Origin of the sequence: Kitasatospora sp. NPDC048545, assembly GCF_040651155.1 — a bacterium.
In the GTDB taxonomy this organism is placed as follows: Bacteria; Actinomycetota; Actinomycetes; order Streptomycetales; family Streptomycetaceae; genus Kitasatospora.
The window spans coordinates 176,338-199,799 of sequence record NZ_JBEZIQ010000003.1 but is presented as its reverse complement, the minus strand read 5'-3'; the positions used below and the strand labels follow the sequence as shown (position 1 = coordinate 199,799).

The 23,462-nt window shown below is 76.1% G+C and carries 12 protein-coding genes; 3 read left to right on the top strand and 9 right to left on the bottom strand.

What is annotated here, in order from left to right; all coding sequences use genetic code 11:
- Position 1 precedes the first annotated feature (1 nt).
- From AB0D10_RS04605 to AB0D10_RS04585, 5 genes are all read right to left on the bottom strand, one after another.
- Entirely contained in the window at positions 2 to 1,198 is a 1,197-nt protein-coding gene (locus tag AB0D10_RS04605) for an AAA family ATPase (RefSeq protein WP_360251168.1), read from the bottom strand.
- The gene (locus AB0D10_RS04600; RefSeq protein WP_360251165.1) at positions 1,195 to 6,279 is read right to left on the bottom strand and encodes a hypothetical protein; all 5,085 of its coding nucleotides are present in this window, start codon (positions 6,277 to 6,279) and stop codon (positions 1,195 to 1,197) included. The genes AB0D10_RS04605 and AB0D10_RS04600 overlap by 4 nt, the downstream gene beginning before the upstream one ends.
- The gene (locus AB0D10_RS04595; RefSeq protein ID WP_360251746.1) at positions 6,276 to 7,124 is read right to left on the bottom strand and encodes a DUF4132 domain-containing protein; all 849 of its coding nucleotides are present in this window, start codon (positions 7,122 to 7,124) and stop codon (positions 6,276 to 6,278) included. Before AB0D10_RS04595 ends, AB0D10_RS04600 begins: the two co-directional genes overlap by 4 nt.
- 339 nt (positions 7,125 to 7,463) lie before the next feature.
- Positions 7,464 to 8,246 (bottom strand): ABC transporter ATP-binding protein, encoded by a 783-nt coding sequence (locus AB0D10_RS04590; protein WP_360251162.1) that lies wholly within the window; start codon positions 8,244 to 8,246, stop codon positions 7,464 to 7,466.
- Between the two features lie 26 nt (positions 8,247 to 8,272).
- A complete protein-coding gene (locus AB0D10_RS04585; protein WP_360251159.1) occupies positions 8,273 to 9,274 on the bottom strand; it encodes an iron-siderophore ABC transporter substrate-binding protein in 1,002 nt (333 codons plus the stop codon).
- Between the two features lie 117 nt (positions 9,275 to 9,391).
- On the opposite strand from AB0D10_RS04585, the gene fhuB reads away from it, so the two are divergent.
- The 3 genes from fhuB (at position 9,392) to AB0D10_RS04570 (ending at position 13,670) form a co-directional block, all read left to right on the top strand.
- Positions 9,392 to 11,572, top strand: a complete 2,181-nt coding sequence (gene fhuB / locus AB0D10_RS04580) for a Fe(3+)-hydroxamate ABC transporter permease FhuB (RefSeq protein WP_360251156.1) — start codon at positions 9,392 to 9,394, stop codon at positions 11,570 to 11,572.
- 21 nt (positions 11,573 to 11,593) lie between these two features.
- Complete coding sequence (fes, locus tag AB0D10_RS04575) at positions 11,594 to 12,721, top strand: enterochelin esterase (protein WP_360251153.1); 1,128 nt, start codon at positions 11,594 to 11,596, stop codon at positions 12,719 to 12,721.
- A gap of 94 nt (positions 12,722 to 12,815) precedes the next feature.
- Complete coding sequence (locus AB0D10_RS04570) at positions 12,816 to 13,670, top strand: MBL fold metallo-hydrolase (RefSeq protein ID WP_360251150.1); 855 nt, start codon at positions 12,816 to 12,818, stop codon at positions 13,668 to 13,670.
- 24 nt (positions 13,671 to 13,694) lie between these two features.
- Here AB0D10_RS04570 and AB0D10_RS04565 read toward each other — a convergent pair whose 3' ends face one another.
- Genes AB0D10_RS04565 through AB0D10_RS04550 form a run of 4 tightly spaced genes read right to left on the bottom strand, consistent with a single transcriptional unit; the run spans position 13,695 to position 23,347 of the window.
- Positions 13,695 to 14,288 carry a Uma2 family endonuclease gene (locus AB0D10_RS04565; protein ID WP_360251147.1) on the bottom strand — a complete coding sequence of 198 codons (594 nt, stop codon included), beginning with the start codon at positions 14,286 to 14,288 and terminating at the stop codon, positions 13,695 to 13,697.
- Positions 14,289 to 14,313: 25 nt separating this feature from the next.
- Entirely contained in the window at positions 14,314 to 15,714 is a 1,401-nt protein-coding gene (locus AB0D10_RS04560) for a DHA2 family efflux MFS transporter permease subunit (protein ID WP_360251743.1), read from the bottom strand.
- Entirely contained in the window at positions 15,714 to 15,899 is a 186-nt protein-coding gene (locus tag AB0D10_RS04555; RefSeq protein ID WP_360251144.1) for an MbtH family protein, read from the bottom strand. Before AB0D10_RS04555 ends, AB0D10_RS04560 begins: the two co-directional genes overlap by 1 nt.
- A complete protein-coding gene (locus tag AB0D10_RS04550; protein WP_360251141.1) occupies positions 15,896 to 23,347 on the bottom strand; it encodes an amino acid adenylation domain-containing protein in 7,452 nt (2,483 codons plus the stop codon). Before AB0D10_RS04550 ends, AB0D10_RS04555 begins: the two co-directional genes overlap by 4 nt.
- Positions 23,348 to 23,462: the final 115 nt, after the last annotated feature.

The window sequence follows — 23,462 nt, the reverse complement described above, 5'->3', positions numbered from 1 at the left end:
ATCAGGCCTCCAGTGCCGAACGGAGGTCCCACAGGGTGCGCCAGGTGGCGGCGCCCTGCTCGGCGCGGCGCCGGACCGGGCCGTCCCAGTAGCCGAGCAGACGGGCCGCGTCGGCCGGGTCGTCCTTGCGGACCACGCCGAGGAGCTGTCCGGGGAGGCGGCCGAGCAGGTCCCCGCCGTCGGGCAGGTAGGCGGCGGTGACGCCGAGCGCGGTGGCGACCGAGACCGCCTCTGCGGTGCTCATCACGGTGGACGGGCGCTCGACGTCCCAGCCCTCGGTGGAGCGGCCGGTGCGCAGGTCGCGGAAGGCGGTGACCAGGGCCTCCAGGACTGCGTCGTCGACCCCGTAGGCGGCGCCGGCCCGGGCGACGGCGACGGTCGACTGGCGGCGGACCAGGTCGACCTCGGCGGCGAGGCTGCCGATCGGGCCGACAGTCTCGAAGTTGAACCGCCGCTTGAGGGCCGCGGACATCTCGCTGACGCCCTTGTCCCGCAGGTTGGCGGTGGCGATCAGGGTGAAGCCGGCGGCGGCGTGCAGTTGTCCGTCCGGGGTGCCCGCCAACTCGGGTACGGCGATGCGCCGTTCGGAGAGCAGGGAGACCAGGGCGTCCTGCACCTCGGGCAGGCAGCGGGTCACCTCCTCGACCCGGGCGACCGCCCCGGTGGTCATCGCGGTGAGCACCGGGGAGGGGACGAGGGCCTCGCGGCTGGGGCCCTTGGCGAGCAGCAGCGCGTAGTTCCAGCCGTACTTGAGCTGGTCCTCGGTGGTGCCGGCGGTGCCCTGGACGGTGAGCGCGCTGCTGCCGCAGACGGCGGCGGCGAGCAGTTCGGAGAGCATCGACTTGGCGGTGCCGGGCTCGCCGACGAGCAGCAGGCCGCGCTCCCCGGCGAGGGTGACGACGCAGCGCTCGACCAGGGCGCGCTCGCCGACGAACTTGGGCTCGATGACCAGGCCCTTGCGTCCGGCCTTGAGCTTCTCGCCGCCGCTGCCCATCACGAAGGTGACGACGGCGCGCGGGGTGAGGCGCCAGCCGGGCGGGCGCGGGCCGGCGTCGTGCGCGGCGAGGAACTCCAGCTCGGCGGCGTACTTCTCCTCCGGCGGGACGACCTGCCGCTCCGCGGGGGCCGGAGCGGGCGGCGTACCGGTGGTGGTCCCGGGGGTCGTGGTCCCGGGGGTCGTGGTCTCGGTGGCGGTCATCGGCGGGCCTTCCTGCGCTTGCTGGTCTGGAGCTCTTCGTAACCGGGGGCGTCACCGTCGACGGTGCGCTGCCAGGCCCGGGCGAACAGCTCGGGAACGGGCAGGGGCGCCAGCACCGGATGGTGGGTGGGCAGTTCGTACAGGGCGGCCTTCCAGGTCTCGGCCGGCAGGGCCGGGGACTTGGCCTCCTGCCAGCCGCCGGGCAGGAAGAGGGCGCGGCCGGCCCGGGCGCGCTTGGCCTCCAGCACCAGGTCGGTGGCGGCGAGTTCGGCGCGGGCCTTCTTCAGCCGGGCGGGCTTCCAGCCCGTCCAGCGGGCGACGTTGCGGTCGGTGGGGTCGGGCAGGGCGAGCAGCTGGAGGTAGAGCGCGGCCGCGTCCTCGCCGAGGCCGTGGGTGCGGGCCGCCTCGGCGACCAGCTCGGGGGCGGACAGGTGCGGGTTCTGCAGCCAGGCGGGGGCCTCGCCGGTGGGCGTCACCCCGGCGGCGGAGGCGGCAAGCCGCTCCGTTTCGCCGCGCAGGACGGACTCGATGGCGACGCGCTCCAGGGCGAACCAGTAGCTGTCGGAGAGCCCGTCGACCAGGTCGAGCAGCGGGTCGTCCGGGCCGCTGAGGCCGGCCGGGCGCAGCCAGACCCGCTCGAAGCCCTCGTAGCCGGGGCCGATGACGAGCGCCGGGCCGCAGCGGACCAGGCCGTCCGGGTCGGCGCCGCCCTCGGTGGGCAGCCCGAAGTGGGTGCGCAGCACGGCGGCCAGCGGGGTGCCCTTGGTGGTGCGGAGGAGTTCGAGGTCGAGCAGCAGCTCCGGGTCGGCCAGGCGCCGGCGCAGCGCGGCGGCCGCCTCGGGCAGCAGCGGGCGCAGCGGGCTGTCCGCGGGCAGGTGGTAGGCGAGCCAGCGCAGGGCGTCGACGGCCTTGTCCAGCGCGCCGGACTCGGGCACCGCGGTGATGTCCGCGGGCAGCAGCCGGGGGGTGTCCCGGCCGTCGTTGCTGAGCCGGAAGGTGGTGGTGCCGGTCAGCCAGCGCGCGCGGGCGGGGTTGAGCATCTCCTCGATGGTGGTGATGGACACGCCCTGGACGGTGGCGTGGGCCTCCTCGGGGAGGGTGACGAGCCGTCCGAAGCGCCGGATCCAGGCCTCGGCCCCGGCGGCGACGTCGGGTCCGTCGGTCCACAGCGTCTTCGGGTCGGCGGGCATCAGGGCGCTCCAGACGGCGGCGACGCCGGCGTGGTCGTGTCCGCGCAGCCAGCTGTGGGCGGCCCTGGTCTCGGCGGTCTTGAAGCCGAACTCGGCGGGCACCTCGATGTTGCCCCAGTGCAGCAGCCCGGACGGCGGGCAGAGCAGCAGGGTGGCGCGGGTGGTGCCGATGCCGGTGAGCGCGGAGAAGGCGGCGGCCCGGTCCGCGTCCCAGGGGACGGTGCCGCTCAGCGCGGCGGCCTGCCGGAACGCGGTCGCCCAGGTGGCGTCGACCCGCTCCTCGGTGCCGCGCTCGGAGACGGTGGTGAAGTGCGCGACGGGGCCGAACTCGCCGCTGGGGTCGTGGTCGGCGGCGAGCCAGTGGACGGTGCCGTCGTGGTTCTGGCCCCGGTGACCGAGGATGACGACGGTGCGGTCGCCGTGGCGCAGCACCTCGCCCTGGCGGTGGGTGGCGGGCCGGCCGGTGGTGTCGCGTTCCGCCGGCTCGGAGAGGACGATCTCGCGCAGGGTCGCACCGCGGTCGGCGAGCGGGGCCCCGGTGAGTTCGTCGATCAGCAGGAGCAGCGAAGGGCGGTGGGCCGTCCGGGTGAGCGGGGAGGCCACGGCGTGGGCGAGGACGTCGATCCGGCCGAGCAGCCCCAGCCAGCCGTGGTTGGTGTCGCCCCCGCGCAGGGTGACGGTGACCGGGGTGCTCCAGCCCTCGGCGCTCGCGGCGGGCGGGGCGGCCAGGACGGCGGTGACGGTGCGCAGGTTGTTGAGCACCCAGCACTGGTCGGAGCTGCCCCAGCCGCCGCCGAAGCCGTCGAGCTCGGGCAGGACCCCGCGGACGGCGTCGCGCAGCTCGTGGTCGCGGCCGTGCTCGGGCTGCCAGACGGCGGCCTCCGCCTTGGTGGGGCGCTCGGCGTCCGGCTGCGGGACGAAGCGGGCGGCCCTGTCCAGCAGGTCTGCGGCGGCGCGGGCGAGCCCGGCCACGCCGGCGAGCAGCAGCGGGTGGGCGATCCCGGGCAGGACCGTGCCGACCGCCTCGACGGGCAGGGTGTGGCGGGCCTCGCCCCGCTGGGCCACCGGGCGCCGGACGCCCTGGACCGTCAGCCAGCGCTGCTCGTCCTCCGGGACGGGCTCGGGGTCGACGGGCCAGGCGAGGTCGATCAGCCGGGCGGCCTGCCCGGTGGTCACGGTGCGCAGCACCCGGGAGCCGGCCTCGTCGCGGGGTCGCAGGGCGTGCCAGTGGTCGTACGGCGGGATCAGCGCGGTGCCGGCGGCGGAGAGGTCGCCGCCGCGGCAGGGGCGCAGGTCGGTGGTGCGGGCCGAGCGGTCGGTGAGGTCGGGCAGGTTGAGGGAGTAGTGGTCGTCGCTGTCATGGCTGACCACCGGGGCGGCTTCGCCGGGCAGGGTGAGCCGGCCGACCGGCACGGTGTCCGTCCGCTGCCGGCCGTCCAGCGGCAGGACGATCCGTCCGCCGTCGGCGGTGAAGGTGGTGACGGCGCGTCCGGCGTCGGCGCGGACCCAGCTGCCGAGGACGGTGCCGTCGGTGCCGAGCGGGGTGCCCTCCAGTCCGGGCTGCAGCGGCAGCAGGTGGGTGCGGTCGGTGACGAGCCGGCCGGCCCCGGCGGTGGCGGCGATCACGGGCGGTTCGGCGATCCGGCCCAGGGTGCCGGTGGCCGGGTCGAGTTCGCGCAGGACGCGGCTGCCGTCGGTGGCGTGGCGCAGCGTCCAGTGGCCGGTGCCGTCGCCGAGGACGCGGCGCTCCTCGGGCATCCGGGTGTCGCCGGGGTGCAGCGGGCGCTCGCCGGTGGTGCGGCCGCCGCCGGACAGCGGGAGCGAGGGGGCCTCCGGAGAACGCTCGCCGTAGTAGTAGCCGGCGATGCTCCGGCCCTCCAGGAGGAAGGTCTGCTCCGGCCGTCCGGACCAGTAGGCCCGCTGCTCGCCCTCCTCGTACCAGACGACGAGGAGTTCGCCGTCGACGAAGCGCAGTCGGGGCCGGTTGCGGGTGCCCTGCAGCGGGGGCACGCGCAGGGTGTGCTCCAGCAGGATGCCGTCCGGGCCGACCACGACGGCCCGGTCGAGGCGGGCGAGGACGAGGTACGGCCAGGCGTCCTCGACGATCAGGTCGTTCAGGCCCCGGGGGCGGTGGCCGGGGGCGGTGACCGGGAGGGCGTCGGCGGCGGGCGGGTCGGCGAGCTTGGCGAGCGCGTCCTCCAGGGCGGGCCAGCCGAGTTCGTCGAGGATGCCGGTGGTGAGGGCGCCGGTGAGCAGGCCGGTGACGTCGAGTGCGGCGATCCGCTCGGCGGCGGCCGGGGCGACCGTGCGGATGGCGGTGCGGTGCTGGCCCAGGGCGCGGACCAGGTCGGCGGCGGCGGCCAGGCCGCGGGCGGCGGCGACCTCGTCGGCGCGGGCCTCGGCCCACTCCGCGAACAGCTCGTTCAGCAGCGGCAGCGCGGGGGCCTGGCGCTTGACGGCCGTGTCCCAGGCGCCCGGGGTGGCGCGGCGCAGCAGCGGTCGGAAGCGGTCGTCGGCGGCGACGGCCGCGAGGCCGGGGCTGTCCGCGCCGGTCTGGGCGACCCAGTCGCGCAGGTCGAGGCCCAGGCCGGCGGGCGGGTCGGCGACCGGGACGCCGGCGGCGAGCAGGAGCTCCAGCAGGTCGATGCGGGTGTGGCTGGCGCGGACGCCGGTGAAGAGGTCGACCGGGACGGCGTCGGCGCGCAGCCGCTCGACCATCCGGCGGACCAGGGCGACGGTGGCCGGGCAGCTGGGCCGGCTGCGCCAGCCGCGGCCGAGGTGGTGGCTCCAGCGCTGGAGCCAGGCGGCGGCGGGTTCGGCGCCCTCGGCGCGCGGGCCGGTGAGCAGTTCCTCTGCGCCGGTGGCGGTGAGGACCTCCAGCCAGGTGGCGTCGTACGGGGAGTCGGAGCCGGAGCCGCCCGGGTCGGGCAGCAGCTCCAGCAACCGGGTGCGGACGGCGGCGTCGCGCCGGCCGAGGTCGAGCAGTGCGCCGTGCCAGGACTTCCAGAACGCGGCGGGTGCCCGGTTGACCGCCGGGGAGTCCAGCAGTTCGGCGAGCAGGGCCTGTTCGTGCTCGGTGCGGTCCAGTCCGGCGGCCCGGATCAGGGCGCGGGCGTCCTCGGCGACCCCGGCGTACGGGGCCATGCCGGCCGCGGAGCGCTCGGTGCACAGCTGGCGGAAGCGCTGCCAGGCGGTCAGCGGGTCGAGCCGCTGGGCGAGCTCCTTGACGTACTGGCGCAGGGACTTGACGGTGAGCGCGCCGGCCAGGGCGAACTCCAGGAAGACGGCGCGCAGCCGCTCCTCGTCCACCGTCAGGCCGTGGGTGCGCTCGGCCTCGCGGGCCTTGCCGAACCAGGCGGCGGCGTAGGTCTGGTTGCCGCAGCCGAGGAAGATCCGGCCGACCTCCTCGCAGAAGGTGGGCAGGAAGTGCGGGACGGCGCGGCCGAGGCGGGTGGCGAGCGCATCGAAGCCGTCCTTGGCGGCGCCGGGCTTGGAGGTGGCCTGGCGGGCCAGCCGCTCCATCTCCTTGACCAGGGCGAGCGCGTGGTGGCCGTTGGCCGGGTCGTGGACCAGCGCCCAGGCGGGGAAGCCGAGCGCCTCCTGGCGGACCTGGCCGACCTCGACGGGCTCGGCGTCGGGCGTCAGGCCGAGGAAGTCGAGGGCGAGGTCCTCGGCCCCGCCGAGCGCGCCGGGGACGAGCCGGACGATCCGGCGGCCGTCGAGCGCGGGATGGGCGTAGGTGCGGGCGGTGAGCAGGTCGGCGGCGCTGTCGGGGCGGCCGGCGTCGGCCAGGGTGCCGGTGGGCAGCACGGCCCCGGCGTCGAGCAGGGCCTCGGGCGTGGCGGTCGCCGCCGGGCCGGTGGTGGTGGTGTTCGAGCCGGTGGCGGTCATGCGGCGTCCTCCCCTTCGATGGTGCGGCCGGCGTGCAGGGCGGCGGCCATCCGCATGCCCTCGGACCAGGCGACCGGTCCGACCTCGGTGAGCGGCAGGGCCCGGCCGTCGGGGCCCGCCCAGCTGAGCGCCCCGGTCTCGCAGGCGTCGTACTCGTAGTAGTCGCCGACCCAGACCCGGGCCTCGACGGTGCGTCCGCCCTCGGTGATCGACTGGACGGCGGAGCCGCCGCGCACCCGGCAGCCGAGCCGGTTGCAGCGGCCGACCAGCTCGCGCAGCTCGCGGTAGCGGCCGCCGGCGTAGGTGGTGATCTCGGTGCCGCCCGGCAGCTCCGCCGGTCGGTGCCAGACCTCGCGGTAGAGCTGCTGGACGCGCTGGGAGACGCCGAGTTCGACGGCGAACTCGCGCAGTTCGTCGAGGTCCTCCAGGAGGACGGGGTGCGGTATCAGGACCTCGCCGTCGGTGAGGCGGACGGTGTCGCCGTCCAGATCGACCAGGCCGAGGCCGCGCTCGGCGTCCGCGCCGCGCAGGAAGCCGGCGACCGCGCCGTCCGCGCCGGTGACCACCAGGTCGCGCAGCACGGCCTGCCAGGCCGCGTCGGGCCACACGGCGGTGATCACCGCGGCGGGCACCGGCAGTGAGCGCACCATCCAGCGCTCGACGTCGTCCAGGCAGCTCCGCTCGTGCGCGGACAGCCACTCGGCGAGCTGCTTCAGCTGGGTGACCACCGGGTCGTCACCGAGCTTCGACGGAACGGACTTGAGCTCACGGCCGGCCGCGTTGCGGCACACCACCCGGCCCTCACCGTCGAGTGCGACGCGGTACCCTCCCGCGCCCGTCTCCACCCATGCCACGGCCGTACTCCTCCCACCGGGGAACCACCCGGGAACCACGTCTCGATCGCCTGCTGACCAGCGATGCGAGGAACGTAGCGAGGCCCACTGACAACGCGCCGGGCAGGGTGGAGACGACCGGGGGAAGGGAAGTCGAAACCGCTCGAACGGGTGATCGAAGCAGTGCCGGGCTCGGGCGGAGGGAGCGGCCGCGGCGGCCCGCCGCACAGCCCGCGCCCCCCGGCAAGCACGGCAAGCACGGCGAGCACGGCGAAGGCAGCAACCACAGCGGCCACGGCGAAGGCGGCGCCGTCCGGAAGGAACGGCGCCGCCTGACCGGCCGCGCGGGCGTCAGCCCACCGGCGCCCGCGGCACGATGACCGGCGCGCCGTCCCCCGGCGCCGTGAGGACGTGGCTGTCGATGTCGTACAGCGCCCGCACCAGCGGCGCGTCCACCACCTCGCGCGGCGGCCCGCAGGCCACCACCGCGCCGTCGCGCAGGGCGACCAGCAGGTCCGCGTAGCGGGCGGCCGCCGCGAGGTCGTGCAGCACCATGACCACCGTCCGTCCGTCCGCCGCGACCCGGCGGACCAGCTCAAGGACCTCCACCGCGTGCCCGAGGTCGAGCGCGCTGGTCGGCTCGTCGAGCAGGACGACCGGGGTGTCCTGGGCCAGCACCATGGCGAGCCAGCAGCGCTGGCGCTGGCCGCCCGAGAGGCGGTCGAGCCGGCGGTCGGCGAGTTCCTCGACGCCGGTGGCGCGCAGGGCCGCGGCGGTGAGCCGCTCGTCGTCGGGCGACCACTGGCGGAACAGGCCCTGGTGCGGGTGGCGGCCGTAGCGGACGAGTCCGGCGACGGTGACCGCCTCCGGTGCCTGCGGGCTCTGCGGCAGCAGCGCGATCCGGTGGGCGGCCTGACGCGGGCGCAGCCGCCACACGTCCTCGCCGCCGACCAGGACCCGCCCGCCGTCCGGCCGGTGCAGCCGGGCGACGGCCCGCAGCAGGGTGGACTTGCCGCAGCCGTTCGGCCCGACCACGGCCACCACCTGCCCGGCCGGGACGGTGAGGTCGACCCCGCCGAGCACCGGGCGCCCCGGGCCGTAGCCGGCGGTGAGCCCCTCGATCGTCAACTCCATGGCAGCCTCCCCCGGTCCGGCCTCGCTCAGTTCCCGCCGAGCGCCTTGCCGAGGTCGCCGATGACGACGTCGGCCGCGAGCGGGCCGCCCCGGGTGGACCAGACCGAACCGTCCACGGTGACGACGTGGTTGTTCTTCACCGCGTTCAGCTCCTGGTACGCGGGCTTGGACTGGACGTCCTTGAGCGCGGACCTGCCGTCGTCGGTGAGGGTGGACAGGAACAGCCAGTCGCCGTCGATCTCGGAGAGCTTCTCCAGGCTGAGCGCCGGGCTGTGCGCGTTGCCGTCCTTGTCCTGCGCCGCCGGGCGGGTGAGGCCCATGTCGAGGGCGACGCCGGCGGCGAACTGCTTCTTCTCCATCCAGCTCGGGCCGGTGGGGTTCCAGCGGACGATCGAGACGGCGGCGCCCTTGTTCCCGGTGAGTTCGGCGCCGGCCTTGGCGGCCCTGGCCTCGTAGTCGCCGATGACCTTGTTGGCCTGGTCGAGCTTGTCGACGGCGTTGCCGATGCCCCGGAAGGCCAGCTTCCAGTCGTCGGTGGGCGCCATGGTGACCAGGGTGGCGGGGGTGATCTCGCGCAGCTGCTTGAGCACCTGTTCGTCCTGCATGTCACCGGCGAGGATGAGGTCGGGCTTGGCCGCGATCACCTTGTCCATCACCGGCTGCAGCAGGTTGCCGACCACCGGCACTCCCTGGACCTTGTCCTTCAGGTACGCGGGCGGCTCGTTGAGGCCCTGGCCGTTGGTGATGCCGGCCGGCTTGACGCCGAGGGCGAGCACCGCGTCGAGGTCCTCCTGGGTGAGGGTGACGATCCGCTTGGGTTCGGCGGGGACCTCGACGGCCTTGCCGGTGGCGTCCTTGACGGTCCGCTTGCCGCCGCCCGCCGCGTCCGCCGCCGGGGCGGAGGGGGCGGCCGAGGAGGAGCCCGAGGAGCCGCAGCCCGTGAGCAGGAGGGCGGCCACCCCGGTGACGGCCAGCACCTGGGCCGCGCGGCGGCGGACGGGGCTGAGCGAGCGGCGGGCGAACGGCATGGGTGCCTCCGGGCAACGGTGGTACGTGAGTTGGGCGGCGTCCGGGCAGCGCGATGCGACGGGGTGCCCGGTGCGGGACCCTGCGGGACGGCTCGGCCCTTAGGTTAGCCTTACCTTATGACATTGTCGCAAGCGGGCGTGCACGCAGCGTCCCCCGCCACCGCGCCGGACGATCCGCCGCCGCGGAAGGACCCCCGCCGGACCGGGACCGGCCGGCCCACCTGGCCGGTCGCCGTCGGAGCGGTGGCACTGCTGCTCGCCCTGGCCGCGCTCTCGCTGACGGTCGGCGCCGGCGAGGTCGGCCCCGGCCGGGTCCTGGACTACGTGCTGGACCGCGGCGGCGCCCGCGCCGACGGCCGGCTCGCCCTCGTCGTCGGCGACCTGCGACTCCCCCGCACCCTGACCGCCCTGCTGGTCGGCGCCGCCCTCGGCGTCGCCGGCGCCCAACTGCAGTCCGTCACCCGGAATCCGCTCGCCGAGACCGGCCTGCTCGGCGTCAACGCCGGCGCCTCGCTCGGCGTCGTCCTCGGCATCGCCGTGCTCGGCGTGCAGACCTCCTACGGGTACCTCGCCTTCGCCTTCGGCGGCGCGGTGCTCGCGAGCACGCTCGTCCTGCTGATCGCGGGCAGCCGGGGCGGCGGATCGCCCATGCGGCTCGTCCTGGGCGGCTCGGCGGTCGGCGCGACCTTCGGCGGACTCACCGGCGTCCTGATCGTCAACTCGCCCGAGGCGTACGACCGCTACCGGGTCTGGGTGCTCGGATCGCTGTCCGGGGTGGAGGGCTGGACCCCGCTGCGCCAGCTCGCCCCCGTCCTCGCCGCCGGCTTCCTGCTCGCCCTGCTCACCACCCGGCCGCTCACCGCCCTCGCACTCGGCGACGACCTCGCCCGCGGCCTCGGCCACCGGCCCGGCGCCACCCGCGCGGCGGTCGCCGCCGCCGTCACCCTGCTGACCGCCTCCGCGGTCGCCCTGGCCGGGCCGATCTCGTTCCTCGGTCTGCTCGCCGGATTCCTCGCCCGCGCCGTCACCGGCCCGCGGGTCGGCCGGCTGACCCTGCTCGCCGGGCTGTTCGGCGCCGCCGTGCTGACCGGCGCCGACGTCCTGGCGCGCGTCGTCGCCCGGCCCTTCGAAGCGCCGGTGTCGGTCATCGTCGCCCTGGTCGGCGCCCCGGCCCTGATCGCCATCGTCCGCTCCCGGCGCTCCGCCGCCCTCGTCCTGACCGACCCGGCCGAGTCCGCCGCACCGCCCGCCCGCCGCGCCGAACCGCCCGCCCCGAAACCGGACCTGGCCCTGCGGTACGGCGCCTGGTCGCTGCTGCTCCCCCGCCGTGCGCTCGCCGCCTCGCTCGGCCTCACCGCCGCGCTGCTCGCCGCCGTCGTCGTCTCCGCGCACGCCGGGCAGGGCGAACTCGGCCTCGGCCGCACCTTCCAGGCCGTGTTCGGCTACGGCGACCGCCTCGACGTCCTGCTGGTGCAGAAGTTCCGGCTCGGCCGGATCGTCGCCGGGCTCGCCGCCGGAGCCGCGCTCGGCCTGGCCGGCTGCCTCACCCAGACCCTCGCCCGCAACCGCCTCGCCACCCCAGAGCTCCTCGGCGTCAACGACGGCGCGACCGCCGCCGTCCTCATCTCCGCCACCGCCTCCGGCACCTTCGGCGCCTGGTGGGCCGGACCGCTCGGCGCACTCGCCGCCGCCCTGGTCGTCACCCTGGTCTCCGGCGGGCTCGGCGCGCGCGGCTACCGGGTGCTGGTCGTCGGGCTCGCGATGTCCGCCCTCGCCTCGGCGGTCGTCCAGGTCGCGCTCGCCCGCCGCTCGCTCGACTCGGCCGGCTCGCTGTACGTCTGGACCTCCGGCAGCCTCAACGGGCGGGACTACGCGATCGCCGCGCCCGTCCTGACCGGGCTCGCGGTGCTGGTGCCGCTCGCCCTGGTAGTGGCCCGACGGCTGGCCGTGCTGCGCTTCGACGACAACGTCGCCTCCGCGCTCGGCGTCGACCCCGGCCGGGTCCGGCTCGTCTGCCTGCTGCTGGCCGTCGCCCTGGCCGGGCTCGCGGTCGGCGTCTGCGGACCGGTCGGCTTCGTCGCCCTGGCCGCGCCCGTGATCGCCGGACGCCTCGCCGGGCCCGCCCGCGTCCCGGTCCTCGGCTCGGCGCTGACCGGCGCCCTGCTCGTCGTCCTCGCGGACACCCTCGGACGGGTGCTGATCGGCGGGGTCGAGATCCCCGTCGGCATCGTCACCACCGTCCTCGGCGGTCCGTTCCTGCTCTGGGTGCTGCTCGGCCGCAAGGGCACCCCCGCGTAAGCCCCTCCAGGAGTCCACACCATGGAAACCCCGCCCCTCGTCGCCCCCGACCCCGTCGACCCCGCCTACCGCCTGGTCACCCTCACCCACCGGGGCGGACCGTGCGACGGCGTCCTCGCCCTGCTCCACACCGTGACCGACAGGGACCGCCACGCCGGCGACCTCACACCGCACCTGATGACACGTCGGGACGACGGCTCGTGGACGATCACCTACCGGCTGCGCGCCGACCACCGCGCCTCCTACCAGCTCCACCCCTTCCACGGCGACGCCCCCGGCACGGCCCGCCCCGACTGGCTGCGCGTCCTCGACCACGCCCGCCCCGACCCGTACGACACCGAACCCCGGCTGCCCGCCCGCGACGGCCGCCACCCGGCCTCGGTGCTCAGCCTGCCCGAGGCTCCCGCGCAGCCCTACGTCCGGCGGCGCGAGGGCGTGCCGCGCGGCCGGACGGTGCCGCACACGGTCGCCGGCCGGCGCGTCGACGTCCACCTGCCGGCCGGCCACGGGGACGGCCCCCACCCGGCGGCCTTCCCGGTGGCCGTCCTGCTCGACGGTGAGATGTGGGGCGAGGTGCTGTCCGTCGGCGACACCCTCGACAACCTGACGGCGGACGGCGCGACCCCGCCCACCGTCGCCCTGCTCGTGCACACCACGGGCCCAGGCCGGCCCGACGACCTCAGCTGCAACCCGGCCTTCGTCGACCTCCTCGCCGACCGCCTCCTCCCCTGGGCCGCCCAGGAGTTCGGCGCGACCACCGATCCGGCCCGCACCGTGATCGCGGGCCAGAGCGCGGGCGGGCTCACCGCCGCCTACGCCGCCTACCGGCGGCCCGAACGCTTCGGCAACGCGCTCTCCCAGTCCGGCTCCTTCTGGTGGCCGGACGAGACCGAGTTCGACGAGGGCAGCGAGTGGCTGACCCGGCAGTTCGCCACCGGGCAGCAGCGCGCGGCCCGCTTCTACGTCGAGGTCGGACTGCAGGAGTGGATGCTGCTCACCCAGAACCGGCACCTGCGGGACGTGCTCGTGGCACGCGGCTACGACCTCGCCTACCGCGAGTTCAACGGCGGTCACGACTACGCCTGTTGGCGCGGCGGACTCGCGGACGGGCTGGCGCACCTGCTCGGGTCACCCGAAAGGACGAAGTAGGGCCGGGCCGCCCACCCGCCCGGCGGCCGGGCCCCTAACGTTCGGGGGACCCGCCGTCCGGGGCGGACGGGCGGACGACCTGACGGGAGAAGCCATGACTGCCGGTGCGCCGGTCGCCCGCCCGCTGGAGGCGCGGTGGATCCACGGGTCCCCGTCGGCGAAGCACAACACGGACCCCGAACTCCAGGTCCACGCCTACGACGAGCACACCGTCATCCTGCGGCAGAACAAGGCGACCCACTACGAAGCGCCGTTCCTCTACCTGCTGTTCGGGGCGGACCGCGCCCTGCTGCTGGACACCGGCGCCACCGCCGACCCCGCGTTCCTCCCGCTGCGCGCGGTCGTCGACGGGCTCGTCGACCGGTGGCTCGCCCGCAACCCCCGCGACGGCTACGAACTCCTCGTCCTGCACACCCACGACCACGACGACCACGTCGCGGGCGACCGGCAGTTCGACGGCCGCCCCGCGACGACCCTGGTGGACGCGCACCCGGACGCCGCCTGGCCCTACTTCGGCTTCGACCGGGACCCGGAGGCGGTCGCCACGGTCGACCTGGGCGGCGGACGCGTCGTGGAGTGCCTGGCCACCCCCGGACACCACGCCTCGGCCGTGACCTACTACGACCCGTGGACCGGCTTCCTGCTCACCGGCGACACCGTCTACCCCGGCCGGCTCCACATCGACGACTGGCCCGCCTTCCGCCGCACCGTCGACCGCCTGATCCGCTTCACCGCCACCCGCCCGGTGACCCACGTCCTCGGCTGCCACATCGAGATGACCTGCCACCCGGGGCTCGACTACCCCGCCGGCACCACCTACCAGCCCCACGAGGCGCCCCTGCAGCTCACCCCCGACCACCTCCACCAGATCCGCGCCGCCCTCGCCCGCCTCGGCGACCGGCCGCGCCGGCACCGGCTGCCGGACCTGATCCTCTGGCCCGAGGGCTGAGCCGGACCCGGCGGGGCGGCGGGGTCAGTCCCGGTACGGGACGAGCCGGGACAGGTCCGGCTCGAAGCCGAACGGCTCGGGGATCCGGAGGGTCTCGCCGAACTCCCGTTCCGTCCGGGTGTGGTAGCGGTCGCGGTTCGGCTCGGAGAACAGCGTCACGGTCTTCTGCCGGGGGTCCACGATCAGGTAGAGCGGGAATCCCATCCGCGGGAAGTCGCGGACCTTCCCGGTCCGGCCGTTCTCGGGATTGGACGGCGAGACGATCCCGACCGCGACCAGGGCCAGTTCGGCGGGGACCTCACGGCCCAGCTCGATGACCTCCTCGGGCAGGTAGGTGAGGTCGGGGTTCCGCACGGAGCCGACCTCCGGCGAGGAGAGGTCACTGTTCCCGGACGGGAAGTAGCCGGGCGGGCAGTGCGCCTCGAACCGGCGCTGGACGATCGCCGGGTTCAGCTGGTGGATCGGGGACGGCGAGGCCTGCATGACGATGAGGTCGCCGGACAGTTCGACCTCGTAGCCGTCCGGGAGGCTGCGACGGACCTCTTCCGGCAGGCGGTAGCGCTCAGGGTTCCTGCGGGCTCCTCCGGTGCTCCGATCACCGTAACGGCAGCCGGGCACCGGAGGAGACGGTCCCGCGCCCCCGTCAGTCCTCCGGGGGCGGCCCCGGGGCCCCGGCGGGCAGGCGGGTGGCGAGGAGGGCGCCGGCGGCGACCAGAGCGGCCGTCAGCAGGAGGGCGAGCCGGTAGGGGGTGGTGCCGGAGTCGGCGGGGAGGGCGCCGATGAGGGCGGCGGTGCCGGCGATGCCGAGGGCGCCGCCGAGGGTGCGCAGGATGGTGAACAAGCCCATCGCACGGCCCATCGCGGGCGGGGGGACGTCGGCGAAGCCGGCGATCTGCACGGTGAGGACGGCGGTGCCGAGGATCAGGCCGACGCCGAACATCAGGGCCCGGACGAGCCACGGGTCCTCCGCGAAGCCGAGGGCGGCGAGGACCGCCGCGGCCGACAACAGGGCGGGCAGGGCCAGGCGGCGCGGGCCGAGGCGGGGCAGCAGCCGGTCCACCACCTGGGAGGCGGCCATCAGGCCGATCGCTTCGGGGAAGACACTGAGCCCGGCGTCGAGGGCCGAGGCGCCCAGGGCCGCCTGGTAGAGCAGCGGGAGGGCGAACAGCGCGCCCATCAGTCCGGCCGAGGTGAGCAGGGCCAGTCGGCTCGCCGTGCCGAAGGTCCGGTCGGCGAGCAGCCGCAGGTCCACCAGCGGCTCCCCGGCGCGGAGTTGGTGCCGGACGGCGGCGGCCAGCAGGGCCAGGCCGGCGATCCCGCCGAGAGCCACGCCCGGGGACGACCAGCCGTGGGCCGGGCCGAAGCCCAGCGCGTAGGTCAGCAGGCCGAGGCCGGGGGTGGCGAGCAGGAATCCGGTGGTGTCGAAGCGGCCGGCCGGGGGTTCCTCGGCGCCACGCAGGCCGACCAGGCCGATGGCGACGGCGACGGCCCCGACCGGCACGTTGACCAGGAACAGCCAGTGCCAGGAGAGGTGTTCGGCGAGGAGGCCGCCGAGCGGCGGCCCGAGGGCGGGCATCAGCGCGGTGGGGACGATCAGGATCCGGCCGAGGCCGGCCCGCTCGTGCGGGGCGAAGGCCCGGAACAGCAGCGTCATCCCGACCGGGGTGAGCAGTCCGCCCGCCACGCCCTGGACGGCGCGCGCGGCGGCCAGCGATCCGAGGCCGGGGGCGGCGGCGCACAGGGCGGAGGCGAGGGTGAAGGCGGCGAGCGCGCCGAGGAAGACCCGTTTCACGCCGTACCGGTCGCCGAGCCAGCCGGCGACCGGGAGACCGAGGGCGAGTCCGACCAGGAAGGCGGTCTCGACGGCGTTGGCCGCCGAGACCGGCCGACCGAAGTCCTCGGCGATGGTGAACAGCGCGGGGTTGACGATGGTCGAGTCCAGGCCGTTCATGCACATCGCGGCCGTGTAGACGACGACCACCGCGGCGCGCCCCGCGAGCAGGGGGCGCGCCGGGGCCTGCGCCGCGGGGGCCTCGGGAGGGATCACAGGGCGGTCCAGTGCGCGGTGATCCACTCCAGGGCGGCGGCCCGCTCGCACGGGCCGTGGGCGACGTCCCAGCCGGCCGGGACGGCGGCGAAGGCGGGCCAGAGGGAGTGCTGGCCCCCGGGGTTGACCAGGGCGAGGAACTCGCCGTCGGCGTCGAAGGGGTTGGCGGGGGCGTCACTCATCGGAGGCCTTCTCCATCGTCGGTCTTCTCCAGGTGGTCGGCGATCACGCTCGCGATGTGCGCGATCGGGGCGGGCAGGGTCATGTCCTTGTGGGAGCAGGCCACGTCGGTGTTGGCGATCCGGCCGGTCACGTACGGGGTCCACAGCTCGGGCACCAGGGTGTCGTCGATGGTGTCGACGGTGGCGCGGAAGAACAGCACGTCGCCGTCGAAGCGACGGTGGTCGTAGCCGCGCACCAGGTGGTTGGTGTTGAGGTAGATCCGGTTGAGCGCGGCCACGGTCGCGTCGTCGAGTCCGGCGAGCGGGCTGCCCTCGCGGCGCAACAGCTCGGTGACGGCGGCGAGTTCGAGCGGCCGGCCGGCGAGGTCGGCGGGGCCGTAGCCGCCCATGGTGAGCAGTGCTTCGAGTGCCTCGGCCTGGTCGGGGACGGTCAGCTCGCGGAAACCCTCGGCGGGGTAGGCGTCCAGGATGGCGAGCAACTCGACGTCCTGGCCGACTTCCCGGAGCCGGACGGCCACCGCGTGCGCGATGATCCCGCCGGTGGACCAGCCGAGCAGCCGGTACGGCCCCTCGGGCTGGACCTCGCGCAGCCGGTCGGCGTAGTGCGCGGCCAGGTCCTCCAGGGTGGCGGGCAGCGGTTCGGCGGCGGTGGCGGCGCCGACGCCCTGCGCCTGGAGGCCGTAGATCGGGACGTCGCCGGGCAGGTGGCGGATCAGGCCGGTGTAGCACCAGCCGAGGCCGCCGGCCGGGTGCACGGCGAACAGCGGGCGCTGCCGTCCGGGGGCGACCGGCCGCAGCGGGAGCAGGACGTCCAAGGCGTCGGTGTCGTCGGTGCCGGCCGCGAGCGCGGCATCGAGGGCGGCCACCGTGGGGGCCTGGAAGAGCGTGCCGATGCCGACGTCCAGTCCGAGCACCTCGCGGATCCGCCCGGCGAGGCGCACGACCAGCAGCGAGTGCCCGCCGAGGGCGAAGAAGTCGTCCTCGACGCCGACCGCGGCCGTGCCGAGCACCTCGGCGAAGAGTTCGCGCAGCTGCTGTTCGCGCGGGGTGCGCGGCGGCCGGCCGGCGCCCGCGGCCGGGGCCTCGGGGGCGGGCAGGGCGCGGCGGTCGAGCTTGCCGTTGGCGGTGAGCGGCAGGCGGTCGAGCAGGACGACGGCGGACGGCACCATGTGGACGGGCAGTCCGGCGGCGGCGTGGGCGCGCAGATCGTCGGGCGTCGGGCCGTCGGCCACCGCGTAGGCGACCAGCCGCTTGTCCCCCGGCACGTCCTCGCGCACCACCACGGCGGCGTCGGCGACGGCGGGGTGGGCGGCCAGCACGGCCTCGATCTCGCCGAGTTCGATCCGGAAGCCGCGCAGCTTGACCTGCTGGTCGGCGCGGCCGAAGTACTCCAGGACGCCGTCGGCGCGGCGGCGGGCGAGGTCGCCGGAGCGGTACATCCGGGTGCCGCGTTCACCGAACAGTGCGGCGTACGGGTCGGCGACGAAGCGGGTGGCGGTGAGCTCGGGGCGGCCGAGGTAACCGCGGGCCAGGCCCGCCCCGGCCACGTACATCTCACCGGTGACGCCGGGCGGGACGGGCTGCAGGTGCCGGTCGAGGACGTAGACGCGCAGGTCGGGGATGTTGACGCCGATGGTGCTGCTGCTTCCGGCGGCGGCGCTCGCCCGGTCGAGGGCGACGTACGAGACGTGCACGGTGGTCTCGGTGATGCCGTACATGTTGACCAGGGTCGGCGCGTCCTCGGCGTGCCGGGAGTACCAGTCGTCCAGGCGGCCGAGGTCCAGCGCCTCGCCGCCGAACACCACGTAGCGCAGGGCGAGTTCGCTGCCGGGGCGGTCCCGGTCGGCGGCGCTGAGCTGGTAGAACGCGGACGGCGTCTGGTTGAGCACGGTGACGCGTTCGCGGGCGAGCAGGTCGAGGAAGGCGGCCGGGTCGCGGCTGACCAGGTGCGGGACGACGACGAGCCGGCCGCCGTGCAGCAGGGCGCCCCACAGCTCCCAGACGGAGAAGTCGAAGGCGTATGAGTGGAAGAGCGTCCAGACGTCGTCCGCGTCGAAGCCGAACCAGTGGTCGGTGGCGGTGAACAGCCGGACCACGTTGCGGTGGGTGACGGGTACGCCCTTGGGGCGGCCGGTGGAGCCCGAGGTGTAGATGACGTACGCGGTGTCGTCGGCGCGCAGCGGGCGGGTGCGCTCGTGCGGGGCGAGCGGCACGGCCGGGTACCGCTCGGCCTCCGGTCCGTCGACGAGGAGTCGGCGCACGTCGTGGGCGGGCAGTCGGGGCGCGGTGTCGCGATCGGTGAGCAGGGTGGCGGGGGCGGCGTCGGCCAGCATGTAGGCGAGCCGGTCGGCCGGGTAGTCGGGGTCGAGGGGCAGGTAGGCGGCGCCGGACTTGGCCACGGCCAGCAGGGCGACGACGAGTTCGAGCGAGCGCGGCAGGGCGAGGGCGACGATGGTGCCGGGGCCGATGCCCTCGGCGGCCAGCAGGCGGGCCAGCCGGTCGGCGCGGGCGCCGAGTTCGGTGTAGTCGAGCCGGTCGCCGAGGTGACTCACGGCGATGGCTTCCGGGTTGGCGTCGGCGGCCGCCTCGAACAGCTCGGGCAGGGTGGCGTCGGGCGCGGCGGCGTCGGGAGCGGTGGGTCCGGGACCAGTGGCGTCGGGCGCGGCGGCGGCCGGGCCCGCCGGGGCCGGGCCGGCGTTCCACTCGACCAGGGCACGCAGCCGCTCCTCCTCGCCGATCAGCGGGAGCCGGCCGATCGGGGTGTCGGGGGCGGTGGCGGCGGCGGTGAGCAGCCGGGTCAGGCGTTCGCCGAGGGCGGCCACGGTGGTGGCGTCGAAGAGGTCGGTGCGGTATTCCAGGAAGCCGCCGATGCCGCCGCCGGGCCGTTCGCCCGCGTTGAGGGTGAGGTCGAACTTGGCGGTGCCGCTGGGGACGGCAGTGGTCTCGGCCGCGAGGCCGCCGCCGAGGTCGGTGCGCTCGTCGGGGCGGCTCTGCCAGGCGAGCATCACCTGGAACAGCGGGTGGCGGGCGAGCGAGCGGGCCGGGTTGAGCTCCTCGACCAGGCGGTCGAAGGGCAGGTCGGCGTGCTCGTGGGCGCCGAGGACGGTGGCGCGCACGCGGGCCAGCAGCTCGCGGAAGGTCGGGTCGCCGGAGGTGTCGGTGCGCAGGACCACGGAGTTGACGAAGTAGCCGACCAGTGCGGCGGTCTCCTCGTCCTCGCGCCCGGCCACCGGGGTGCCGACCGGGATGTCGGTGCCGCAGCCGTGCCGGGTGAGCAGGGCGGCGAGGCCGGCCTGGACGGCCATGAAGACGGTGCTGCCGGCGGACCGGGCCAGCGCGGCGAGGGCGGTGTGCGCCTCGGCGCCGAGGGCGAAGGGGACGGTGGCGCCCCGGTGGCCGGCCACGGCCGGGCGGGGGCGGTCGGTGGGCAGTTCCAGCTGGTCGGGCAGTCCGGCGAGCGCGGTGCGCCAGTACGCGGCCTGCCGGACGGCGAGCGGACCGGGTGCGTCGGCGGTGCCGAGGCGCTTGCGCTGCCAGGCCGCGTGATCGGCGAACTGGACGGCCAGCGGGGGAAGTTCGGGTTCGCGTCCGGCGAGCCTGGCGGTGTAGGCGGCGGCCAGGTCGCGGACCAGCGGGGTGGTGGAGGCGCCGTCGCCCGCGATGTGGTGGAGCAGGAGGAGCAGGGTGTGCCGGGCGGGCCCGTCGGTGAACAGGGTGGCCCGCAGCGGCGGTTCGGCGGCCAGGTCGAAGGAGTACCGGACGGCTTCGTCCGCCTCGACGGAATCGTCGTGCAGTTCGACGGGCGCGGCGGGCAGGATCCGCTGGTACGGCGTGCCGTCCGGCTCCTCGCCGTAGACGGTGCGCAGGACTTCGTGCCGGGCGACCAGGTCGGCCAGGGCGAGGGTGAGCGCGGGACGGTCCAGCGGGCCGGTGAGGGTGAGCGCGAGCGGGATGTTGTAGGTGGGGCTGGGGCCTTCGAGGCGGTGCAGGAACCAGAGGCCGCGCTGGGCGGGCGAGATCGGCATCCGCTCGGCGCGCGGGACGGGCCCGAGGACGGGGTGCTCGTCCTGCGGCAGACCGGCTTCGACCCGGGCCCCTTCGGCCCGGACCCCTTCGGCCCGGACCGCCTCGGCCCGGTCCCCTTCGGCCCGCTGCACCTCGGTCTGCTCCGCTTCGGCCCGGTCGCCGAGCAGGGCGGCGAGGCCGGCCGGGGTCGGGTGGCGGAACACGTCGGCGAAGCCGGCCCGGGTGGCGAAGGTCTCGCGCAGCCGCGCGGCCAGACGCCCGGCGAGCAGCGAGTGGCCGCCGAGGTCGAAGAAGGAGGCGTTCCGGCCGGGTGCCTGCGACAGGCCGAGGACGTCCGCGAACAGCCCGCAGACCAGCTCCTCCCGGGGCGTCGCCGCCGAGGCGCCCTCGGCCTGCGCGGCCGGCTCCGGCAGGGCCCGGTGGTCCAGCTTGTCGTGGGCGGTGCGCGGCAGTTCGTCCAGCAGCAGGACCGCCGCCGGGACCATGTGCGCGGGCAGCCGGACGGCGAGTGCGGCGCGCAGCCCGTCCGGGTCCGGGGCGGCGCCCGGCCCGGGGACGGCGTAACCGAGCAGGCGCTTGCCCTGCGGTCCGGGGCGGGCGATCACCACGGCCTGGGCGACGCCGGGCAGTTCGGCGAGGACGGCGGCGATCTCACCGGGCTCGACCCGGAAGCCGCGGATCTTCACCTGGTCGTCGGCGCGGCCGAGGAACTCCAGGGTGCCGTCCGGTCGGCGGCGGGCGAGGTCGCCGGTGCGGTACATCCGGGCGCCGGGCGGGCCGAAGGGGTCGGCGAGGAAGCGTTCGGCGGTGAGGTCGGGGCGGCCGAGGTAGCCGCGGGCCAGGCAGGCGCCGGCGACGTACAGTTCGCCGGTGGCGCCGTCGGGCGCGGGGCGCAGCGAGCCGTCCAGGACGTAGGCGCGGGAGCCGCGCACCACCCGGCCGACGGGGGCGCCGTCCGGGCCCGGGGTCCAGGCGTAGGCGTCGACGGTGGTCTCGGTCGGGCCGTAGAGGTCGACGGGGTGCAGGCCGGGGACGGCGGTCAGGCGCTGCCAGAGGGCGGGCGGGGTGGCCTCGCCGCCGACCACGAGGACGGACGGGCGGTGCCGTCCTTCGTCCAGGACGCCCTCGGCGACGAGGACTTCGAGGTAGGAGGGGGTGAGGTCGAGGTAGTCGATGCGCTCGCGGTCGAGGTGGTCGGCCAGGGCGGCCGGGTCGCGGTAGGTGGCGTCGTCCAGCAGGTGCAGCTCGTGGCCGTGGACCATCCAGAGCACCGGGTCCCAGGAGGCGTCGAAGGCGAACGAGGCGCTGTGGGCGACGCGCAGGCGCTCGCGGCCGGTGCGGCGCACGGCGGGGGCGATGTGGTCCTCGGCGAGGCCGGCGTGCAGGTTGGCCAGTGAGGCGTGGGTGACCACCACGCCCTTGGGGCGGCCGGTGGAGCCCGAGGTGTGCAGCACGTAGGCGGGGTCGTGGAGCCGGGGCGCGGGCGGGGCGGTGTCCGGCTCGTCGTCGGCCTCGCCGGGCCGGACGGCGGGCAGTCCGGCGGGCAGGTCGAGTCCGGCGAGGGCCTCGGCGGTGCCGACCGCGCAGACCGGGCGGGCGTCGGCCAGGACGGCGGTCAGCCGCTGCGCGGGGTGGGTGAGGTCGAGGCAGACGCAGGCGCCGCCGGCCTTGAGGACGGCGAGCATCGCGACGAGCGTGTCCGCGCCGCGCGGCAGGGCGATCGCGACCGGTGCGCCGTCCCGTACGCCGAGGGCGGTCAGGCGGTGGGCGAGCCGGTTGGCGGCGGTGTCCAGCTGTCCGTACGTCAAGGCGGCCGTGCCGCAGCGGACGGCGACGGCCTCCGGGGTGCGGGCGGCCCGGGCGGCGAACAGCTCGGGCACGGTCCGCTCGGCCGGGGGTTCGGTGCGCCCCTCGGTGGCCCGGCGCAGTCCGTCGGCGTCCAGCAGGTCGATCCGGGCGATCGGCGTCCGCGGGGCGGTGAGCAGCAGCTCGGCGAGGGCGTCTAGGTAGCGCAGCAGGCCGTCGCGGTGGGCGGCGAGGGAGTCGGCGTCGTGGCGGGCCGGGTCGGCGTCGATGACCAGGCGCAGCGCGCCGTCCGGGCCGGGTGAGACGTTCAGGGCGAGGTCGTCCACGGGGCCGGCGGCGAGGTTGCGGACGGTGCCGGGCAGGCCCGCCAGGTCGAGGTCGCCCTCGAAGGCCTTGATGTTGACCATCGGGCCGAACAGCGCGCGGCGGTCACCGGTGCGGCCGAGGTCGCGGCGCAGGTCCTCCAGCGGGTAGCGCTGGTGGCGGCGGACGGCGCGCAGCTCGCGGACGACCTGGCGCAGGAGCGCCTCCGCACTGTCGGCGGGCCGGACGGCGAGGCGCAGCGGGAGCACGTTGGCGGTGGCGACGGGGGTGCGCAGGGCGGCCGGGCCGCGGCGGTTGGCGAGCGGCAGGCCGAGGACGACGTCCCGGCTGCCGGAGAGGCGGTGCAGGTAGCCGGCGGCGGCCGCGAGGAGCAACTCGGCCCAGGTGGCGCGGACGGCGGTGGCGGCGTGCTCCAGGCGCCCTCGGGTGCCGGCGGGGAGTTCGGCGGTCAGGCGCAGCGGGGACGTTCCGGCGTCCGGGGCGGGCGCGCCGGGCAGGGTCGGCGGGGCGTCGGCGTCGGCCATCCGGGCGGACCAGTGGGCGCGGTCGGCCCGGTACTCCTCGCCGTCGCGGTAGGCGGCTTCCTCGGCGGCGGCCACGGCGAGGCGCGCGAACGGGCTCGGGGCGGGCTCGGCACCGGTGACGTGCACGCGGTACAGCTCGGCGACCCGGTCGCCGAGGAGGGTCAACGCGTAGGCGTCGACGGCGAGGTGGTGGATCCGGCGGTACCAGAGCCGGCGGTCGTCGGCGAGCCGGATCAGGGCGTGGGTGAACAGCGGGCCCTCGGCGAGGTCGGCCGGCCGGGCGAGGTCGGCGCGCATCCAGGCCTCGGCGGCGGCCCGCGGGTCGGCCGCGGCCGCGGCGCCGGTGGCGGCCTCGGAAGCGGTGTCGGCATCGGAAGCGGTGTCGGCGTCGGAAGCGGCATCGGAAGCGGCGTCGGTGTCGGTGTCGGAAGCGGAGCCCGCCCGCAGGTCGAGGCGGTGCAGCGGCCACGGGCGGCCGGGCCTGAGCCGCTGACGGGGTGTACCGTCCGGGCCGGTGACGACGACGGCGCTCAGCGCCTCCGCCTCCTCCACCGCCCGCCGCAGCGCCTGTTCGAACCGGGCCTCGTCGAGCGGGCCGGTGATCTCGACGGCGTCACCGGTGTTGTAGACCGGGTCGGCGGGGTCGAGCGCCTGGGCGTACCAGATGGCGGCCTGGGCGGCGAGCAACGGAACGTCGACGGCCTGGGTCTCGACGATCCGGGTGTCACCCGTCCGGGTGTCACCGGTCTGGGTCTCGGCGGCGGGCATGGTTCGGAGAGCTCCTCGGGGATCCGGAACGCCTTACTTAGGTTAGCCTAATCTAACTTCATACGATCTGGTCAACGGCCCGGGGCAGCCCGGGCCCTGACACCGTCGGAGGCGC

What these genes read in the sequence shown, in the direction of transcription:
- AB0D10_RS04555 (WP_360251144.1), bottom strand. Translation starts at nt 15,899, where the DNA reads ATGAGTGACGCCCCCGCCAACCCCTTCGACGCCGACGGCGAGTTCCTC.
- AB0D10_RS04585 (WP_360251159.1), bottom strand. Translation starts at nt 9,274, where the DNA reads ATGCCGTTCGCCCGCCGCTCGCTCAGCCCCGTCCGCCGCCGCGCGGCC.
- AB0D10_RS04550 (WP_360251141.1), bottom strand. Translation starts at nt 23,347, where the DNA reads ATGCCCGCCGCCGAGACCCAGACCGGTGACACCCGGACGGGTGACACC.
- fes (WP_360251153.1), top strand. Translation starts at nt 11,594, where the DNA reads ATGGAAACCCCGCCCCTCGTCGCCCCCGACCCCGTCGACCCCGCCTAC.
- AB0D10_RS04600 (WP_360251165.1), bottom strand. Translation starts at nt 6,279, where the DNA reads ATGACCGCCACCGGCTCGAACACCACCACCACCGGCCCGGCGGCGACC.
- AB0D10_RS04590 (WP_360251162.1), bottom strand. Translation starts at nt 8,246, where the DNA reads ATGGAGTTGACGATCGAGGGGCTCACCGCCGGCTACGGCCCGGGGCGC.
- AB0D10_RS04570 (WP_360251150.1), top strand. Translation starts at nt 12,816, where the DNA reads ATGACTGCCGGTGCGCCGGTCGCCCGCCCGCTGGAGGCGCGGTGGATC.
- fhuB (WP_360251156.1), top strand. Translation starts at nt 9,392, where the DNA reads ATGACATTGTCGCAAGCGGGCGTGCACGCAGCGTCCCCCGCCACCGCG.
- AB0D10_RS04605 (WP_360251168.1), bottom strand. Translation starts at nt 1,198, where the DNA reads ATGACCGCCACCGAGACCACGACCCCCGGGACCACGACCCCCGGGACC.